The 17,727-nt window shown below is 66.0% G+C and carries 19 protein-coding genes; 4 read left to right on the forward strand and 15 right to left on the reverse strand.

The genetic code is table 11. The annotated features are described in order from the left end of the window. Positions 1-27 precede the first annotated feature (27 nt). On the reverse strand, positions 28-849 hold the full coding sequence (locus G3N64_RS01955; RefSeq protein WP_205782129.1) for a hypothetical protein: 822 nt from the start codon (positions 847-849) through the stop codon (positions 28-30). A 405-nt stretch (positions 850-1,254) separates the two neighbouring features. Here G3N64_RS01955 and G3N64_RS01960 point away from each other — a divergent pair, with 405 nt between their 5' ends. Both G3N64_RS01960 and G3N64_RS01965 read left to right on the forward strand, forming a co-directional pair. Next, positions 1,255-1,578 carry a cupin domain-containing protein gene (locus G3N64_RS01960; protein WP_205782084.1) on the forward strand — a complete coding sequence of 108 codons (324 nt, stop codon included), beginning with the start codon at positions 1,255-1,257 and terminating at the stop codon, positions 1,576-1,578. Between the two features lie 128 nt (positions 1,579-1,706). Then, positions 1,707-2,432 carry a glutathione S-transferase gene (locus G3N64_RS01965; RefSeq protein ID WP_205782085.1) on the forward strand — a complete coding sequence of 242 codons (726 nt, stop codon included), beginning with the start codon at positions 1,707-1,709 and terminating at the stop codon, positions 2,430-2,432. 51 nt (positions 2,433-2,483) lie between these two features. Here the strand turns inward: G3N64_RS01965 and G3N64_RS01970 are convergent, their stop codons facing one another. Both G3N64_RS01970 and G3N64_RS01975 read right to left on the reverse strand, forming a co-directional pair. After that, positions 2,484-2,882, reverse strand: a complete 399-nt coding sequence (locus tag G3N64_RS01970) for a DUF4440 domain-containing protein (RefSeq protein WP_205782086.1) — start codon at positions 2,880-2,882, stop codon at positions 2,484-2,486. A gap of 15 nt (positions 2,883-2,897) precedes the next feature. Then, positions 2,898-4,283, reverse strand: coding sequence for an MFS transporter (locus tag G3N64_RS01975; RefSeq protein ID WP_205782087.1), 1,386 nt, complete (start codon positions 4,281-4,283; stop codon positions 2,898-2,900). Positions 4,284-4,475: 192 nt separating this feature from the next. Between G3N64_RS01975 and G3N64_RS01980 the strand changes: the two genes are divergently transcribed. Then, complete coding sequence (locus G3N64_RS01980) at positions 4,476-5,390, forward strand: LysR family transcriptional regulator (RefSeq protein WP_205782088.1); 915 nt, start codon at positions 4,476-4,478, stop codon at positions 5,388-5,390. Positions 5,391-5,486: 96 nt separating this feature from the next. Here G3N64_RS01980 and G3N64_RS01985 read toward each other — a convergent pair whose 3' ends face one another. The 5 genes from G3N64_RS01985 to G3N64_RS02005 form a co-directional block, all read right to left on the reverse strand. Beyond that, positions 5,487-7,025 carry an amino acid permease gene (locus G3N64_RS01985; RefSeq protein ID WP_277399085.1) on the reverse strand — a complete coding sequence of 513 codons (1,539 nt, stop codon included), beginning with the start codon at positions 7,023-7,025 and terminating at the stop codon, positions 5,487-5,489. A gap of 102 nt (positions 7,026-7,127) precedes the next feature. Beyond that, a complete protein-coding gene (locus G3N64_RS01990) occupies positions 7,128-7,592 on the reverse strand; it encodes an Lrp/AsnC family transcriptional regulator (RefSeq protein WP_205782089.1) in 465 nt (154 codons plus the stop codon). Positions 7,593-7,689: 97 nt separating this feature from the next. Further along, positions 7,690-8,448, reverse strand: coding sequence for an amidinotransferase (locus G3N64_RS01995; protein WP_205782090.1), 759 nt, complete (start codon positions 8,446-8,448; stop codon positions 7,690-7,692). A gap of 211 nt (positions 8,449-8,659) precedes the next feature. After that, positions 8,660-9,910, reverse strand: a complete 1,251-nt coding sequence (locus G3N64_RS02000; protein ID WP_205782091.1) for a DUF1479 domain-containing protein — start codon at positions 9,908-9,910, stop codon at positions 8,660-8,662. 110 nt (positions 9,911-10,020) lie between these two features. Further along, the gene (locus tag G3N64_RS02005; protein WP_205782092.1) at positions 10,021-10,410 is read right to left on the reverse strand and encodes a VOC family protein; all 390 of its coding nucleotides are present in this window, start codon (positions 10,408-10,410) and stop codon (positions 10,021-10,023) included. Positions 10,411-10,482: 72 nt separating this feature from the next. Between G3N64_RS02005 and G3N64_RS02010 the strand changes: the two genes are divergently transcribed. Further along, positions 10,483-11,460, forward strand: a complete 978-nt coding sequence (locus G3N64_RS02010) for an AraC family transcriptional regulator (protein ID WP_205782093.1) — start codon at positions 10,483-10,485, stop codon at positions 11,458-11,460. Positions 11,461-11,550: 90 nt separating this feature from the next. Here G3N64_RS02010 and gltA read toward each other — a convergent pair whose 3' ends face one another. The 7 genes from gltA to G3N64_RS02045 all read right to left on the reverse strand — a co-directional run bounded on the left by gltA (position 11,551) and on the right by G3N64_RS02045 (position 17,482). Next, complete coding sequence (gene gltA / locus G3N64_RS02015) at positions 11,551-12,852, reverse strand: citrate synthase (RefSeq protein WP_049097329.1); 1,302 nt, start codon at positions 12,850-12,852, stop codon at positions 11,551-11,553. A gap of 66 nt (positions 12,853-12,918) precedes the next feature. Beyond that, complete coding sequence (locus G3N64_RS02020; RefSeq protein ID WP_205782094.1) at positions 12,919-13,188, reverse strand: succinate dehydrogenase assembly factor 2; 270 nt, start codon at positions 13,186-13,188, stop codon at positions 12,919-12,921. Between the two features lie 7 nt (positions 13,189-13,195). Then, on the reverse strand, positions 13,196-13,897 hold the full coding sequence (locus G3N64_RS02025; RefSeq protein WP_060242989.1) for a succinate dehydrogenase iron-sulfur subunit: 702 nt from the start codon (positions 13,895-13,897) through the stop codon (positions 13,196-13,198). Positions 13,898-13,918: 21 nt separating this feature from the next. Further along, a complete protein-coding gene (gene sdhA / locus G3N64_RS02030; RefSeq protein ID WP_205782095.1) occupies positions 13,919-15,694 on the reverse strand; it encodes a succinate dehydrogenase flavoprotein subunit in 1,776 nt (591 codons plus the stop codon). Positions 15,695-15,697: 3 nt separating this feature from the next. Next, positions 15,698-16,066: a succinate dehydrogenase, hydrophobic membrane anchor protein gene (sdhD, locus tag G3N64_RS02035; protein WP_011355745.1), complete on the reverse strand. Its 369-nt coding sequence runs from the start codon at positions 16,064-16,066 to the stop codon at positions 15,698-15,700. Positions 16,067-16,070: 4 nt separating this feature from the next. Then, on the reverse strand, positions 16,071-16,487 hold the full coding sequence (gene sdhC / locus G3N64_RS02040; RefSeq protein ID WP_034185792.1) for a succinate dehydrogenase, cytochrome b556 subunit: 417 nt from the start codon (positions 16,485-16,487) through the stop codon (positions 16,071-16,073). A gap of 170 nt (positions 16,488-16,657) precedes the next feature. Continuing rightward, positions 16,658-17,482 carry a GntR family transcriptional regulator gene (locus tag G3N64_RS02045; RefSeq protein WP_205782131.1) on the reverse strand — a complete coding sequence of 275 codons (825 nt, stop codon included), beginning with the start codon at positions 17,480-17,482 and terminating at the stop codon, positions 16,658-16,660. Between the last annotated feature and the right edge of the window lie 245 nt (positions 17,483-17,727).

Consider the following 17,727-nt stretch of genomic DNA (forward strand, 5'->3'; position numbering starts at 1 on the left):
ATGGAAGTCGAGTGGTAGCGGAAGGCATCAGCCCTTCGGGAACGCCTGCATCGTCGCGGTCACCGCGCGGCCAAGCATCTGCGCATACATGTCGTGCACGAGATAGAGGCCGCGGTTGCGCGTCCACGGCTGGCCCGACTGCGTGTCGTACATCGTCGGGAGCGGCACCTCGGCGACCGCGGCGGCCTTCATGCCCGCCTGCTGAGAAGTCTGGATGCAGCGCTTCGCATGGTCGCGATGGCCGACCACTGCGACGGCGCCCATCGCGGCCGCGCCGCCCGCGCGCGACACGGCCACGGCCGCGACGCCGGCCGTGCTCAGGTACACGATCGAGCCGTCGCTTGCGATCACCGGCTCGACCGACGACAGCACGTCGGCGCCCATTCCGTACTTCGACACGAGAAAGCGCGCGATCTCCCACTGCGCGTAGACCTTGACCGGTTTCAACTGGCGAATGCGGTACACGGCATCCGCGAGCGCTTCGTTGACGGGCCCCGGGTCGGGCAGCGCGGACTGGTTGCCGCCGGTGCTCGACGTGTTGCCGCTTGCCGCGTTCGGGCGATTGCCGAAGCTGTACGCGACGATCGCGCCGATCTGCGCGGCCGGCACCGTCGGCAGGTCCCACGTGAAGCCGACATCGGTCAGCGCCGGCACGATCGCGTTGACCGTCGCCGCGTCGCCGAGCTGCGCATTGAGCTTCGCGGACATCTGCGCGGCCAGCGCCGCATCGGTGACGGGTGCCGTCGTGACGTCGTCGCCACCGCATGCGCTCAGCAGCGGCGCCACGGCAACCGCGGGCGCGGCAGCCAGGAATTTTCTGCGTAAGGAAGCCGACGAGTTCAGATTCATGAGAAATACGAAATGATGCGAGCAACACCGGCAGCCGGCCACGGCGTTGCAAATCGCGGGTTCACGGGAAATGACGACCGGACGCGTCGCGCGATTGGGCGATGGATGGCACCGTCGACGCTTCAATCGAATCGCCGCGCATCGGTCGATCGACGATGCGGGATCGTAGTGGGTGTTTATTAAATCGCGGTGAACCTGTCGATCGAATACGGGCGAACATCTCGCCGTTGCATCGATGGGCACATGCGTTTCATCCATGGCGCGCGTGTGCAGCCGCTGTTGCATCGGTGGCGAGCGACGTGATCCGCGTGCGTCGTCGCGCGCTGAACGCCGCGCCGCTTATTTCGAGATACGATGGCGCAACGCGCATTCCCAGCCCCACGATCCGGATCCGGAGCCCCCGCCATGAAGCTCGGCCTGAACGAATCGCTCGCACGCCTCGACGAAGAAGGCGCGCTGTTCACGACGCTGTTTCGCCACGGCACGCTCGACGTCGAGCTGTACCGGCCGCGCATCGAGGACAAGCAGAAGCCGCATACGCGCGACGAGGTCTACGCGATCGCCACCGGCACGTCGCGCTTCGTCGTCGACGGACGCGAATGCGAGGTCGCGGCCGGCGACGTGCTGTTCGTCCCGGCACACGCCGAGCACCGCTTCGTCGGCTTCTCCGGCGACTTCTCGACCTGGGTGTTTTTCTACGGTCCCGAAGGCGGCGAGCGCCACGCGTAGCGCACGACGCGCGCGGCACTTTTCCCGCGATCGCCTAGACTGTCTATTCGCAGCGGGTGGCGCGCGACGCGCGGCCGCCCGGTCGTCACGATGCCGGTGGCAGCCGGTTCAACGAACGGGAAAACAGCATGCGATACGAACTGTATTACTGGCCCGAGATCCAGGGCCGAGGCGAGTATGTGCGGCTCGCGCTCGAAGCGGCCGAGGCCGACTACGTCGACGTCGCGCGCGAATCGGGACGCGGCATGGGCGTACCGGCGATGATGCGCATGATGGACAGCACGAAGGCGGAATGCGTGCCGTTCGCGCCGCCGTTCCTGAAAGCCGGCGACCTGGTAGTCGGGCAGACCGCGAACATCCTGCTATTTCTCGGCGCGCGGCTGGGGCTCGCACCCGGCGACGAAGCCGGCCGGCTGTGGGTGCACCAGCTCCAGTTGACCGTCGCCGATTTCGTCACCGAGATCCACGACACGCATCATCCGATCGCAAGCGGCCTCTACTACGAGGACCAGCAGGCGGAAGCCGCCGAACGCGCAGCCGATTTCCTGGAAAACCGGCTGCCGAAATTCCTCGGTTACTTCGAGCGCGTGCTCGACCAGAATCCGCACAAGAGCGGCTACCTCGCCGGCAGCGCACTCAGCTATGCGGACCTGTCGATGTTCCAGTTGATCGAGGGCCTGCGCTACGCATTTCCGAAAGCAATGAAGCGTGCGGAGCGGAAGATCCCGGCGCTGGTCGCGCTGCACGACCGCGTCGCACAGCATCCGCCGGTGGCACACTATCTCGAGTCGGAACGCCGCATCCCGTTCAACGACATGGGCATCTTCCGGCACTATCCGGAGCTGGACAAGTAACGCCGGCACGGCATCCGCGCCCCATCTTGCACGGCGGCGGATGCCCCCCGCTCACGCGACGACCGGTGTCTCGTGCAGATGGCGCCACACGATCGGCCCATCCGCCTCGCGCCGGAACACGACCGTCGAGCGCCGCACCGTGCGCCGCCCTTGCGCGTCGGTCTGCGTCTCGCGATAGCCGATCGTCGCGCCATCGGACCACACGGCCAGCCCACGCAACTCGTCGATGTCGATCACCAGCCCGGGACGCGCGCCGCGCCCGTGTGAAAACAGCGCGTCGACGCCCGCGTAATCGAGCACCGTGCCCGACATCGTGATCATCGAAAATCCCGGCGAGAAACGCGCCATCAGCGTCGCGAGCCGCTCGCGGGCGGCACGGCCGGACAACCAGCACTCGATGTCGGCAACGGTGTCGACGACTTCCTTGAAATACGGATTCGGCAAATTCATCAGGCTCTCAGGTTCTCAGGAATGGGATGAAGCGGGTTGCGCGTCCGGCGCACGGTGTGCGGGAAGCCGTGCGATCAGGCCGAGCGGCAGCAACGTCAGCACGACCGCCAGCCCGAAGCACCAGCGATACGGTGCGAGCGACGGGCCGCCTGCGTCGAACGCCAGCAACGCATTGAGCGCGCTGCCGAGCACGGCCACGCCAACGCAAAAGCTCAACTGGCGGTTGATGTTCCACAGCGCGCTCGCATCGCCCATCCGGTCGGCCGGTACATCGACGAACGCCGCGCTTTGGGACGTGCTCGTACACAGGCTCGCACCGAACCCCATCGCCGCGAACGCTGCGATGCGCACGGCTTCGACGCCGGCCCACGGCGTTGCGAGCAGTGCAATGCCGGCGCAATCGATCGCGATGCCGCACGCGAACAACGGCTTCGCGCCGTGGCGCGAAAAGCAGCGGCGCGTGGTCGCGATCGCGAAGAACGCCGCAATCGCCCACGGCAGCATCAGCGCGCCCGCATGCGCGGCGCTCAATCCGAGCGCGTTCTGCAGATAGAGCGACGCGACGAGGTTGACGCCCGTGAAGATACCCGGCACGCACAGATAGACCACCACGCCAATCCGCAGCAACGGCTGTGCGAGCAGGCGCAGGTCGACCACCGGCGACCTGGCCCGACGCGCATGCGCCGCATAGCCGGCGCCTGCCGCGACGGCGACCGCCAGCATCGCGAGCGGGAATGCCGCGCCGCCGGGCTGCCCCGCGGCGGTCAGCCCGAGCAGCAACGCGACGAGCGTCAACGCACTCAGGCCGAGCCCCGGCCAGTCGAGCCGCGGCGGCCGGCCGCGCGCGCCATCGCGCGGCAGCCACGCGAACGCGAGCGCGCAGGTCGCAGCCGCGATAGGCAGCATTGCGAAGAAGATCGCGCGCCACGACCCGCGATCGACGATGGCACCGCCGACCGCAGGCGACAACGCGGGCACGATCAGCGCGACCATCATCACGACCGACGTGAGCCGCGCCCGCGCCTGCGGCGGATACGCGCGATAGGCCAGCGTCTGCCCGACCGGAATCAACAGCCCGCCGCCGAGCCCCTGGACCAGCCGCCACGCGAGCAGCGCTTCGATCGACGACGACGCGCCGACGCCGGCGCTGCCGAACCCGAACAGCAGCAGCGATGCGGCGAACACGCGCCGCTCGCCGCAGCGGCGCGCGAGCCACGTGCCGAACGGAATCACGACGGTCAGGCCGAGCACGTACGTGTTGCCGACCCACGCTAGCTGCGCGACCGACGCGTGCAGTTCGCGCTGCAGCGCCGGATACGCGGCGTTCAGCATGAACATGTTCGCGAGATCGATCGCGAAACCGAGCAGGTAGACGGCGGCGATTCTGGAACGGTCTGGCATGGCGGCGGGAACGTCACGAAACGCCGCAGTGTAGAAGCCGGCAGCCGCATCGGTAAGCGGGCGGATTCGACGAGTTCCGTCGAAATTTTTTGACAATCGGATCACGCGGCAACGCACTGCACGCCGCACGCAGTCTCACATTCGGGTACCCTTCGAGCGATCCAACGCATTGACAGGACCCACGCCCCCACCATGGTGAGCCTCGATCGTTTCGCCGTATTCCGTGCCGTGGTCGAGGCCGGTTCGTTCACGGCCGCCGCAACCGCGCTGAACCAGGCGCGGGCGGCCGTCAGTTTCAACGTGAAGCAACTCGAAACCGAGCTCGGCGTCACGCTGCTCACGCGGACGACCCGGCGTGTCGAGCCGACCGACGCCGGCGAGCGCTTCTACCAGCGCTGCCTGCGCGTACTCGACGAAGCCGAAGGCGCGATCGACGAAGTACGCGGAGAACACGGCGGGATGCAGGGCATCCTGCGCGTAACGTCGACGGTCGAGTACGCGGCGCGCGTCCTCGCACCGATGCTGCATGCGTTCACCGTGCAGCATCCCGCGTTGCGCGTACGGCTCGAAACGCATACGTCCCAGGCCGATCTCGTGCGCGACCGCTTCGACGTCGCGATCCGGCTCGGACGCCACGAGCACTTTCGCGACCTGCCCTATCGCGGCGCCTGCCTCGCCACCTACGACGTGCTCGCCGTGATGGCGCCCGACCTGCCTGCGAAGGCCGGGCTCCCGCAGCCGGCGTCGCCCGGCGAACTGGCCCGGCTCCCTCAACTCGGCCACAGCCGCCTCGAGCGGATCGCAGAATGGACGCTCACCGATCGCGCGGGCAACGACCATGTGTTCCGGCCGGCGACGAAGCCTCGCGTCGTCGTCGACAACGCATCGGTGTTGAGTGAACTCGCGCGCCAGGGCAGCGGCGTCGCGCTGCTGCCCGAATGGCTCGTGCGCGACGACCTCGAAAGCGGTGCACTGGTCGATGCGCTGCCCGCCTACCGGTTTCCGCAGCAGAGCATCTACGCGCTGTACGTCGCGACGCGGCACGTGCCGCAGAAAGTGCGCGCGTGGGTGGATTTCATGAAAGCGCAGTTGCAGCAGGTGCACTGAGCGCGGTTTGCGTGCGTCGCCGCGCGCAGGCCGCCGCGACGGAGCCGGTCGTACGAAACGACCGGCTCCCGTTACCGCGCTTTCAGTGCCGGGCAGTCAGTGCGGCTGCCCGTGCTGCGAGACCGTCGCATCGACGGTCTCGACCGAACGCGTCAGCCACGGACCGATGTCCATCTCCTCGTAACGCACGAGCCGGCTCTTGCGCGCACGGCGATACGCCCACCAGATCGCGACGAACAGCGGAATCCATACATAGATCGACAGCACTTCCATCCAGTCGATGCGGGCCGCGAAGAACGCCTGGTAATCCTGCCCGAGCGAGATCACGATGCAGATCGCGATCGCGATCGCGAACAGCGGCCCGAACGGAAACCATTTCGCGCGGTACGGCAGTTGATCGAGCCGGTAGCCCTGCTTCAGAAAGCCCTTGCGGAACCGGTAATGGCAGACCGCGATGCCGAGCCACGCGATGAAGCCCGTGATGCCGACCGTATTCAGCAGCCACAGATAGATGCTCTGGTTGTTGGCAAGCGACGTGAGGAAGCACAGCCCGCCGACGGCCATCGTCGCGTACAGCGCATTGCGCGGCACGCCGCCCGGCGACAGCGTCGCGAACATCGCCGGCGCGCGCCCTTCCGCCGCGAGGTTGTACAGCATCCGCGTGGCCGCGTAGGTGCCGGAATTGCCGGCCGACAGCACGGCCGTCAGGATCACGAGATTCATCGCACCGGCCGCGAGCCGGAAGCCCGCGTGGCTGAACACCAGCGTGAACGGGCTCACGCCGATGTCGGTCACGTCGCTCTTCAGCAGGTTCGGATCCGTGTACGGCACCAGCAGGCCGATCACGAAGATCGCGAACACGTAGAACAGCATGATCCGCCAGAAGATCTGCTTCACCGCGCGTGGGATCGTCTTGCGCGGGTTCTCCGATTCGCCGGCCGTGATCCCGACCAGCTCGGTGCCGAGAAACGAGAAACCCGCGATCAGCGCGACGCTCATCATCGCGTGCACGCCGCCGACGAACGGCGCGTCGCCCGTCGTGAAGTTGCGCAAGCCGACCGGATGCCCGCTCCCGATCAGGCCGGCCGCGATCAGCAGCCCGGCCGCGATGAACGCGACCACGGTGACGACCTTGATCAGCGAGAACCAGTATTCCGATTCGCCAAAGCCGCGCACCGACAGCGTGTTCAGCAGGAAGATCAGCACGAGGAAACCCGCGCCCCACCCGATGCCGGGCACGGTCGGGAACCAATAGCGCATCACGATCTGCGCGGCGACCAGTTCGATCGCGATCGTCACGGCCCAGCTGTACCAGTAGGTCCAGCCGAGCGCGACGCCAAAGCCTTCGTCGACGTACTTTTCGCCGTAGATCGCAAACGAGCCCGACACCGGCATCAGCGCGGCCATCTCGCCGAGGCCCGTGACGACGAAGTACACCATCAGCCCGATCGCGATATACGCGGCGATCGCGCCGCCCGGCCCCGCCTGCGCGACCGACGCTCCCGACGCGACGAACAGCCCCGTGCCGATCGAGCCGCCGATCGCGATCATCGCGACGTGGCGGCCCTGCAGATGACGCTTCAGCGTCGTTCCGGACGGCGCAGCCATCTCCGCTGCCGCTTGCAAAGCATCCATAGTGTTCACCCTGATTGGATCCGCGCCGGACGATTTGATTCGGAATGCAAATCGTCTGGCCCGGTCATTCGCGTCGAAACCGGCCCTTCCCGACCGGCCGCATCACACGACGCTGCGCTTGATCGCCTGCAGTTCGGCCGTCGTCACGATCTTCTCGATCCGGAACCGCGGGCTTTCCAGCCACACGTTCGCGATCCGCCGGTACTCGTCGAGATCCTCGCACGCGAGCCGCACGAGAAAATCGAACGTGCCGCTGACGAGCCAGCAGTCGAGCACGGCCGGATTCGCACGCATTTCGTCCTCGAACGGCGCCTGCGAACGCCCGTGGTCGGCCAGCACGATCTGCGCGATCACGACGATCGGCTTGGTCGCGCGCGGCACCTGGATCACCGCGCGGTACCCTTCGATCACGCCGAGCGCCTCGAGCCGCTCCACGCGCGCCTGGCACGGCCGCGGCGTGAGGTTCACGCGTTCCGACAGCTTCCGGTAGGAAATCCGCCCGTCGGTGCGCAGGATGTCGAGGATCCGGAGATCGATCTTGTCGAGCTGCATCTTCTTGTCGGTCATCCGCGTTCGCTCCGGTCGGGTCGTGGCTGGTGCGCGGAACGTCTCCTGTTCCGCGCGGGGCCACATTATCCGGCCGAAGCGGCCGCGCGCCAATCGGCTAGAACCGCAGCGACAGGCAGGTCAGGCCGCCGTCCATCTTGCGAAACTCGCTCGTGTCGATCACGTGCAGCGGCAGCCCGAGCGGCGCGATCGCGTCGTGCACGCGCGGGTAGCCGGCCGGCGTGATCAGCGTACCGTTCACGCGCAGCGTGTTGCCCGCGTATTCGTCGGCGGCCGAGATCGCGATCCGGCGATAGTCGGCGAAGGCCGGATGCGCGGCCAGCGCCTCGGTCACGAGCAGCGTGTCGTCGCCGAGCGCGTTGACGACCGACTTGAGATGCAGGCCGGCGCCCACCGGCACCGCCACGACCGAATAGCCGTAGCGCGACACGAGCGATTCGAACGCGGCGATGCCTTCGGCGTCGGTACGGCCCGTCAGGCCGATGGTGAAGCGCTTGCCCACCAGCATCACGTCGCCGCCGTCGAGACGACCTTCCTGCATCGGCAGCAGGTCGCGATGCGCGCCGAGTGCCGCTTCGATGTGCACCGTCTCGCCGCGCCGCGCGGGCGCGCCGGGGCGCGTGATCACCGCGAATTCCGGCGTCACGACCGCGACATCCTCGACGAAGTGCGAATCGGGGAACGCCTCTAGCGGCGGCAGTTCGGTCAGCTCGACGCCGAGCGTGCGCAGCGCGTCGCAGTATGCGTGGAATTGGGTGAGCGTCTTGTCGTAGTCGGGCGCGCCGAGCTCGGCGGTGGTCAGGCCCGCGCCACAGGACGGCGCGGGACGGCGAACGATCGCTTGCGTGAATTGCATCGACTCCTCCATGGTCAGCGCCACGCCCGTGCGGTGCACGGGGCAGCTGCGTTGTGTCCGGACCATTATCGGAAGCCAAATTGCGCAATTCGCGTCGATTTCTGCCGCGCCGACAGCCGATTGCGTCGAATTGCGCGCGGCACGCAGCGGATTCGGCAAACGGCGTTCACCGTCCGGCAAACGGCCGCTTTCACATGCGGCGGCGCGCCTGCTACACGGCTGGCCCGAACCCCATCTGCGAACGGCCGAGCGCCGTGAGATCGCCCTCCTCGCCCCGTCCGTCGAATTCGACCTCGAAGTGATCGGCCGGGAAATCGGGCGGGCTCTCGCCGCGCAGGAACGCAGCCCGCTGGCGCTGCAGGTACGCGTCGTTCTTCGCGCAACCGGGCGCGGCCGCGATGTACATCACGTTGCTGTCGCCGCTGCCGCGGTGCGCATCCTCGACCGCGTGCACGACGTCGCCGTGCCAGAACACCGCGTCGCCCGGCTCCATGTGCGGAATCGGCACGAGCGCGTCGAGCAGCAGCGCGTGCCATTCGGGCCGGATCGACAGCGCCCGGCCCGGACGTGCGCCGCACAGGTCGTCGTCGGCGACATCGTCCTGCAGCGCGCGCAACACGACATAGGCCAACGCGTTCGCGACCGGGATCAACTGCAGCGTGCCGTCGCCGGGCCCCTGCGGCGTCAGCGCGGTCCAGCCCTGGAACGTGCGGAACATCGAACACACGGCCGGCGACGGAATCTCCTCGACGTCCGGACGGAACGCCGCATCGAACGGGTCGTATTCGCGCCAGCGGCCGGCCAGCACATGACGGTAGACCTGGCGGAAATTCGCGCCGAGCCAGCGTTCGACGGAACCGCCGTCGACATGCGGCGACAGCCCGAGCGACGTCGAGCCGGGCGGGCGGCGACGAATCCGGTCCGCATAGGCCGGCACCTGGTCGGGATCGAAGTGCGTGCGCCCTCCGTCCGCGTGCCGCCACAGGCAGTTCAGGAACACGCGCGCCCGGGTCAGTGCCGGCGACTGGCGCGCAGCCACCTGCGGCTTCGACCAGTAGACGCCGTAGATCTGCGGCTTGCCCGATGCGAGGTTGCCGAAATAGCGGTCCTCGGCGCGTGCGTGCAGCCGGTCGGCAAAGCGGTTCGCGTCTAGGTACGCGCCGATCTCGTCGTTCCAGTCGCGCGCCTGCTGCGCATCGAATACGCCACGGATCACGACCGCGCCATGCGTGCGGATCGCGGCAACCGCGTGCGGCTCGACGGTCCCGCCCGCGATGTCCGCGAACCGCACCACCGGAATCACGTCATGGCCATGCGCATGCGCGCGGCGGATCGCGTCGACCTGCCGTGCGATGTGGCCCTCCAGCTCGCGGAACGTGGCCGCATAACCGGGCAGGTCGGCGCGCAGCCCCCTTTTTGCGTCGCGAATTGCGGCAGGCAGGTCGCCAATCGTCAGTTGCATCGTGGTCTCCTCGCTGACAGGTGTCGTGATGTGCTGTCAGCGTACGGCCGGCACGCGGCCGCGATCACCACTATCCGGCCAACTATCGATACAATCCAGACAACCTTGCGTCACGCCGGGCGATGGCAGACCACGCAGAGCTTGTTGCCGTCCGGGTCGCGAAAATAGGCGCCGTAGTAGTCGCGGTGATAGTCCGGCCGCAGGCCCGGCGGCCCTTCGCAGGTGCCGCCATGGCGCAGCGCGAGCGCGTGGCAGCGATCGACGTGCGCGCGTGTCGGCGCATCGAACGCGATCGTGTGGCCATTACCCGGTTCGGGCGCGCGGCCGTCGAGCGGCCGGCCAAAGAAGAACAGCGGCCGGTCGACGGCCGCCGGCATCCAGCCCGACCAGCCGTCCGGCTCGCGGAATTTCAGGCGCAGCCCGAGTTCCGCGAACAGCGGCGCGTAGAAATCGTAGGCGCGTGCAGTGTCGGTCACACCCACGCAAACATGTGAAAACATGGCATTGCTCCGTCGTGACGATCGCTCACGATCATGCCACGGCGCGATGCCCGCCCTCGCCCGGAGGCCGCCATGAAACCGCAGTACGAGCATGTGATGTTCGCCCCCGGCTGTTCGATCCGCGTCTATCACCGCCAGCTCGCCCGCATTCCGTTCGAATGGCATCGCCACCCCGAATACGAACTGACGCTGACGCTCAACAGCCGCGGCCGGCGCTTCATCGGCGATCACGTCGCGCACTATGCAGACGACGACCTGGTGCTCGTGCCGCCCAACCTGCCGCACACCTGGTCGTCGAATGCACGCATCGATCGCGATGCACCCGAAGTCGCGCTCGTCATCTGGTTCGACGGCGACTGGGTACGGCGGCTGGCCGACTGCTGCCCCGAATACGCGCCGCTGCGCTCGCTGCTGCGGCGTGCCGCACCGGGCCTGCGCTTCGACTCGGACACGGCCCGCGCGATGCGCGCACGGCTGCCGCGGTTGCTCGATCCGTCGCCGCGCACACGGCTCGCGGCCGCACTCGACACGCTCGCCGATCTCGCCGAAGCCGGCGGCGAACCGCTCGCCACCGCGCACGCATACGACCGGGCCGACGGTATGACGCCGCACGCCGACACGGCCGCCCCCGAAGCCGAACGCCTCGACCGCGTACTCGACGCGATCGACCGGCACTTCCACGAACCGCTGCGCATCGACGCGCTCGCCGCCGCCGCGCACATGTCCGAACGCACGCTGCAGCGCCTGTTCGTCCGGCATCTCGGCGAAAGCGTCGGCCGCTACGTGCAGCGGCTGCGGCTCGCGCACGCGTGCCGCCATCTCGTCGGCACCGACTGGCCGATCGCGACCGTGGCCGCGCGCTGCGGCATTCCGAATGCCGCGAACTTCAACCGCCAGTTCCTCGCCGCACGCGGGATGACGCCCGGCGCATACCGGCAGTTCTTCGTGCAGCACGGCCACGCGCCGGATGACGACGCGCCCGCACTCGACACACGCCCGCCGTCGCTGGAGCGCCGCGCCGGACCGGGCGAACCTCGACCGCACAAATAAAAACACCCCGACGGGTTGACCCGTCGGGGTGTCGTGGCGTTGCGATCGCCCGACGCGAGCGGCCTGCCGGCCGTTCGCGCCGCGCACGACTTAACGTGCGTTGAGCGGCTTCGCTTCGCGCGGCGTATCGCCGATGAACAGCTGACGCGGACGGCCGATCTTCTGCTCCGGATCGCCGATCATTTCGTTCCACTGTGCGATCCAGCCGACCGTACGTGCCATCGCGAAGATACACGTGAACATCGACGTCGGGATGCCCAGCGCGCGCTGGACGATGCCCGAGTAGAAGTCGACGTTCGGGTACAGCTTGCGCGACACGAAGTATTCGTCTTCCAGCGCGATCTTCTCGAGCTGCATTGCGAGCTTGAACAGCGGGTCGTCGTGCAGGCCCAGTTCGTTCAGCACTTCGTAGCACGTCTCGCGCATCAGCTTCGCACGCGGGTCGTAGTTCTTGTACACGCGGTGGCCGAAGCCCATCAGCTTCACGCCCGAATTCTTGTCCTTCACCTGCTTGATGAATTCGGGGATGTTGTCGGGCGACCCGATCTGCTCGAGCATGTTCAGCGCGGCTTCGTTCGCCCCACCGTGCGCCGGGCCCCACAGACACGCGATACCGGCAGCGATACAGGCGAACGGGTTCGCACCCGACGAGCCGGCCAGGCGGACCGTCGACGTCGATGCGTTCTGTTCGTGGTCGGCGTGCAGGATCAGGATGCGGTCGAGCGCGCGAACGAGCACGTCGTTGACCTTGTACTCTTCGCACGGGTTCGAGAACATCATGTGCATGAAGTTCGCGCTGTACGACAGCGAGTTCTTCGGATACACGAACGGCTGGCCGATGCTGTACTTGTACGCCATCGCGACGAGCGTCGGCAGCTTCGCGATCATGCGGATCGCCGACACTTCGCGGTGACGCGGATCGTTGATGTCGAGCGAGTCGTGGTAGAACGCCGACAGCGCGCCGACTGCAGCGACCAGGATCGCCATCGGGTGTGCGTCGCGACGGAAGCCACGGAAGAAGAAGTGCATCTGCTCGTGCACCATCGTGTGCTTCGTGACGGTGTCGACGAATTCCTTCTTCTGCGCTGCGTTCGGCAGTTCACCCTTCAGCAGCAGGTAGCAGCTTTCGAGGAAGTCGGCGTTTTGCGCGAGGTTGTCGATCGGGTAGCCGCGGTACAGCAGCTCGCCCTTGTCGCCATCGATGTACGTGATCGCCGAATTACAAGCTGCCGTCGACATGAAACCCGGGTCGTACGTGAACTTGCCGGTCTGGCCGTACAGCTTGCGGATGTCGATTACGTCCGGGCCCATCGTGCCCTTGTAGATCGGCATTTCGACGCTCGGCGAATTGTCGCTGAACGATAGCGTGGCTTTAACATCAGACGGAGTCATGGCACATCCTCAATCGAAATAAAGAAACGGGATTCGATAACGGGCACAGCGCGTTACACCTTGGCGTTACACGTTGCGCAGCATCTCCAACAGCCGGTGAATGTCCGGGCTGTCTAGGTCGCCTTCTGGTTCCTTGCGCGCGAGGAGCAAGTCCATCAGGTCGTTGTCGCTCAGATCGAGCAGGCGCGACAACGCGCCTACGTCTGCATCGGTGAGGTCATGCTCGTATCTGCCGAAGAAACGCTCGAAGATGATGTCGTTTTCCAGCAGACCCCGCCGCGCGCGCCAGCGGAGGCGCGCGCGACGGTGCGGGTCGGATTGATGCGAATCGCTCATCTCGACCTTAAACTGCGCGACGGACCATCAGTTCCTTGATCTTGCCGATCGCCTTCGTCGGGTTCAGGCCCTTCGGGCAAACGTCGACGCAGTTCATGATCGTGTGGCAACGGAACAGACGGTACGGGTCTTCCAGGTTGTCGAGACGCTCGCCGGTAGCCGTGTCGCGGCTGTCCGCGATGAAGCGGTAAGCCTGCAGCAGGCCGGCCGGGCCGACGAACTTGTCCGGGTTCCACCAGAAGCTCGGGCACGACGTCGAGCAGCTCGCGCACAGAATGCACTCGTACACGCCGTCGAGCTCGTCGCGCTCTTCCGGCGACTGGAGGCGTTCCTTCTCCGGCGGCGGCGCGTCGTTGATCAGGTACGGCTTGATCGAGTGGTACTGGTTGAAGAAGTGCGTCATGTCGACGATCAGGTCGCGCACGACGGGCAGGCCCGGCAGCGGACGCAGCACGATCTTCTGCGGCAGGTCGTTCAGGTTCGTCAGGCACGCGAGACCGTTCTTGCCGTTGATGTTCATCGCGTCCGAACCGCACACGCCTTCACGGCACGAACGGCGGAACGACAGCGTCTCGTCCACTGCCTTCAGCTTCACCAGTGCGTCGAGCAGCATGCGCTCGTGCTGGAGCTCGAGCTCGTACGTCTGCATGCGCGGCGCTGCGTCCTTGTCCGGATCGTAGCGGTAGACTTCAAAAATGCGTTTTGCCATTTCGGATTCCTTTGACTCGGCTTAGAACGTGCGCGGCTTCGGCGGCACGGATTCGACCGTCAGCGGCTTCATTTGAACCGGCTTGTAGTCGAGGCGATCGCCTTCGCTGTACCACAGCGTGTGGCGCAGCCAGTTCTCGTCGTCGCGGTGTTCGTAATCGCTGTGAGCGTGCGCGCCACGGCTTTCCTTGCGCGCTTCCGCCGACACCATCGTTGCGCGGGCAACTTCGATCAGGTTCTCCAGCTCGAGCGCTTCGACGCGCGCGGTGTTGAACACCTTCGACTTGTCCTTCAGGTGGATGTTTTCCACGCGTGCCGCCAGGCCGGCCATCTGCTCGACGCCTTCCTTCAGCAGTGCCGACGTGCGGAACACGCCTGCGTGCTTCTGCATCGTCGCGCGGATGTCGTTCGCGACGTCCTGCGTGTACTCACCCGAGGTCGACTTGTCGAGCTTCGCCAGGCGCGCCAGCGAGAATTCGCCTGCATCGGCCGGCAGCGGCTTGTGTTCCTTCTGGTTCTTCACGTGCTCGACGATGTGGTTGCCGGCTGCTCGGCCGAACACCACGAGGTCCAGCAGCGAGTTCGTGCCGAGGCGGTTCGCGCCGTGCACGGACACGCACGAGCATTCGCCCACTGCGTAGAAGCCGTTGACCGGATCCTTGTGACCGCGCGACGTGCCGACGACCTGGCCGTGGATGTTGGTCGGGATGCCGCCCATCTGGTAGTGGATCGTCGGGACGACCGGGATCGGTTCCTTGATCGCGTCGACGTTCGCGAACTTCAGTGCGATTTCGCGGATCGACGGCAGACGCTTCATGATCGTCTCGGCGCCGATGTGCGACAGGTCGAGCAGCACGTGGTCCTTGTTCGGACCCACGCCGCGGCCTTCCTTGATTTCCTGGTCCATCGAACGCGACACGAAGTCACGCGGCGCCAGATCCTTCAGCGTCGGCGCATAGCGCTCCATGAAGCGCTCGCCGTTCGCGTTGCGCAGGATACCGCCTTCGCCGCGCACGCCTTCGGTGATCAGCACGCCCGCGCCGGCCACGCCGGTCGGGTGGAACTGCCAGAATTCCATGTCCTGCAGCGCGATGCCCGAACGCGCAGCCATGCCGAGGCCGTCGCCGGTGTTGATGAACGCGTTGGTCGATGCCGCGAAGATCCGGCCTGCGCCGCCCGTCGCGAACAGCGTCGTCTTGCCTTCCATGATGTAGACGTCACCCGTCTCCATCTCGAGGGCCGTCACGCCGAGCACGTCGCCTTCCGCGTCGCGGATCAGGTCGAGCGCCATCCATTCGACGAAGAACTGCGTCTTCGCTTCGACGTTCTGCTGGTACAGCGTGTGCAGCAGCGCGTGACCGGTACGGTCGGCGGCCGCGCATGCGCGCTGGACCGGCTTCTCGCCGTAGTTCGCGGTGTGGCCGCCGAACGGGCGCTGGTAGATCGTGCCGTCCGCGTTACGGTCGAACGGCATGCCGAAATGCTCGAGTTCGTACACGACGTTCGGCGCTTCACGGCACATGAATTCGATCGCGTCCTGGTCGCCGAGCCAGTCGGAGCCCTTGATCGTGTCGTAGAAGTGGAAGTGCCAGTTGTCTTCGCTCATGTTGCCGAGCGACGCGCCGATGCCGCCCTGCGCGGCCACCGTGTGCGAGCGGGTCGGGAACACCTTCGACAGCGCGCCGACCGACAGGCCCGCACGCGACAGTTGCAGCGCTGCGCGCAAGCCGGAGCCGCCCGCGCCGACGATCACGACGTCAAACTTGCGACGCGGGAGGGAAGTTTTGATTGCAGCCATTCTTTACACTCTCCAGAGAATCTGCGCGGCGTAGCCCGCACATGCGAGCAGCCAGACGATGGTCAGCGATTGCAGCAGCAGGCGCACACCGACGGGCTTCACGTAGTCCATCCAGATGTCGCGCACGCCGACCCATGCGTGGTAGAAGAGGGAAAGCAGCATCACGAAGGTTGCGAGCTTCATCCATTGAGCGGCGAAGATCGATGCCCAGCCTTCGTACGAGAAATCGTGCGCGCCGAAGAACAGGACGAGCAGAATGACCGTGTAGACCGCCATGATCGTGGCGGTGATACGCTGCGCAAGCCAGTCGCGCAGGCCGTAGTGTGCGCCGACGACGAGGCGCTTCGAGCCGATTCGGTTGTTGGCTGCCATTTTCTTAGAATGCTCCGAACAGTTTGAGTGCCATGGCGATCGTCAGGGCGATCGAGACGACAAAGACGACGACTGCCGTCCGCTTGCCGCCTTCCTTCGTGACGGCGTCGTGGTTGACGTCCATCAGCAGGTGGCGAATGCCGGCGCAGAAATGGTGGAAGAAGGCCCACGACAATGCGAGGACGATCAGCTTGACGATGATGTTGGAAAGGAAAGCCTTGAAGACTTCGAAGCTGAGCTCGGACGTGAGGCTCTGATCGAAGAGGAACAGCAGGAACGGGAGGAACAAGAACAGCAGCGCGCCGCTGACTCGATGGAGGATCGACAATATCGCCGCCAGCGGCATGCGATATTTCATCGTGATATCGCCGAATCCGATGTTCCGGTATTCCGGCCTCGGCTTTCTTACTGCATCAGTCATGCTAGACCCCTACTATGTTGTCACACTAATCCGCGATTTTAGCGCCTTTTTATATCGCGCTGCAGCGAAAGTCTGCTCTGGATAGTTGCGCGAACAAGAACAAAGGCGGCCCGAAACGTGCTTCGCGAGCGTGGGAAACGCGAACGCACTCGGCTTGAGCCGAAACACCGTCAACTCAAGTCATTCTGATAGTAGTACCCGGTTGTGACATACCAGCCGCGACGCACTTCCACCGGCCGGTCTCCGTATGTATAGGACACGCGCTCGACCGACAGCAACGGGAAACCCGCCGGCACGTGCAGCAGGTCGGCCACCGCCGGCTCCGCCCCGACCGCGCGGATCTTCTCCGTCGCGCGGATCATCCGCGTGCCGAACTCCGTCTCGAACATCGCGTAGAGCGGCCCCTTGTACTCGCTCAGCCGCTCGAACGTGAGCCCCCGGAACATCGCTCCCGGCAGCCAGATCTCGTCGAGCACCGTCACTTCGTTCTCGAACTCCAGCAGGCGGCGCACCTGCACGACGGGATCGGCCGGCTTCAGGTCGAGCTGCCGCGCGATCTCGGCCGGCGCGCGCAGGCGCCGGCATTCGAGCAGGCGGCTCACATGCGGATGCTCGGCACCGTCGTCGGCCAGCAGGCGCAGGAAACGGAACTGCGCGCGATCCTCATTGTGCGTCGCAACAAAAGTGCCCTTGCCCTGCCGCCGGACCACGAGGTTTTCGGCGGCCAGTTCGTCGATCGCCTTGCGGACGGTGCCCTGGCTCACCTTGTAGCGGGCTGCGAGCTCCACCTCGCTCGGGATGATCTCGCCCGGCTTCCATTCACCGGATTCGAGACTTTGCGTGATCAATGACTTAATCTGCTGGTATAACGGGCTGAACGTCGGCGACGGCGGCGCCGCAGGCGAAGGTGCGGGATCGCTCGCGCCCGGCTGCCCTGGGCTGCCTGCGCCGTTCTGATTCGCGGTATTCGCCTGGTTCGATGTCATGGCGCGCATTTCATCACAAACCGCACTTTTTCGTCCACTCAAATTCCGCAAAACATCTGTCTTATATAAGACATATGATACCGTTTGACTTTGCGCGTGACGGCTCCTACACTCCGGGTCGAGCAAGGGTTCGCGGGTGCAACAGCGCGTCCCCGGCTACGTGCCACGGCCGTCTCCAGGTTCACCGCGTCTGCCATCGCGAGTCCTCCGCCCTGCTTCAATGCAACGCTACGCACAACGCGCATAGAATGGCG

This window comes from Burkholderia sp. Ac-20344 (assembly GCF_017104975.1).
Lineage (GTDB): Bacteria > Pseudomonadota > Gammaproteobacteria > Burkholderiales > Burkholderiaceae > Burkholderia.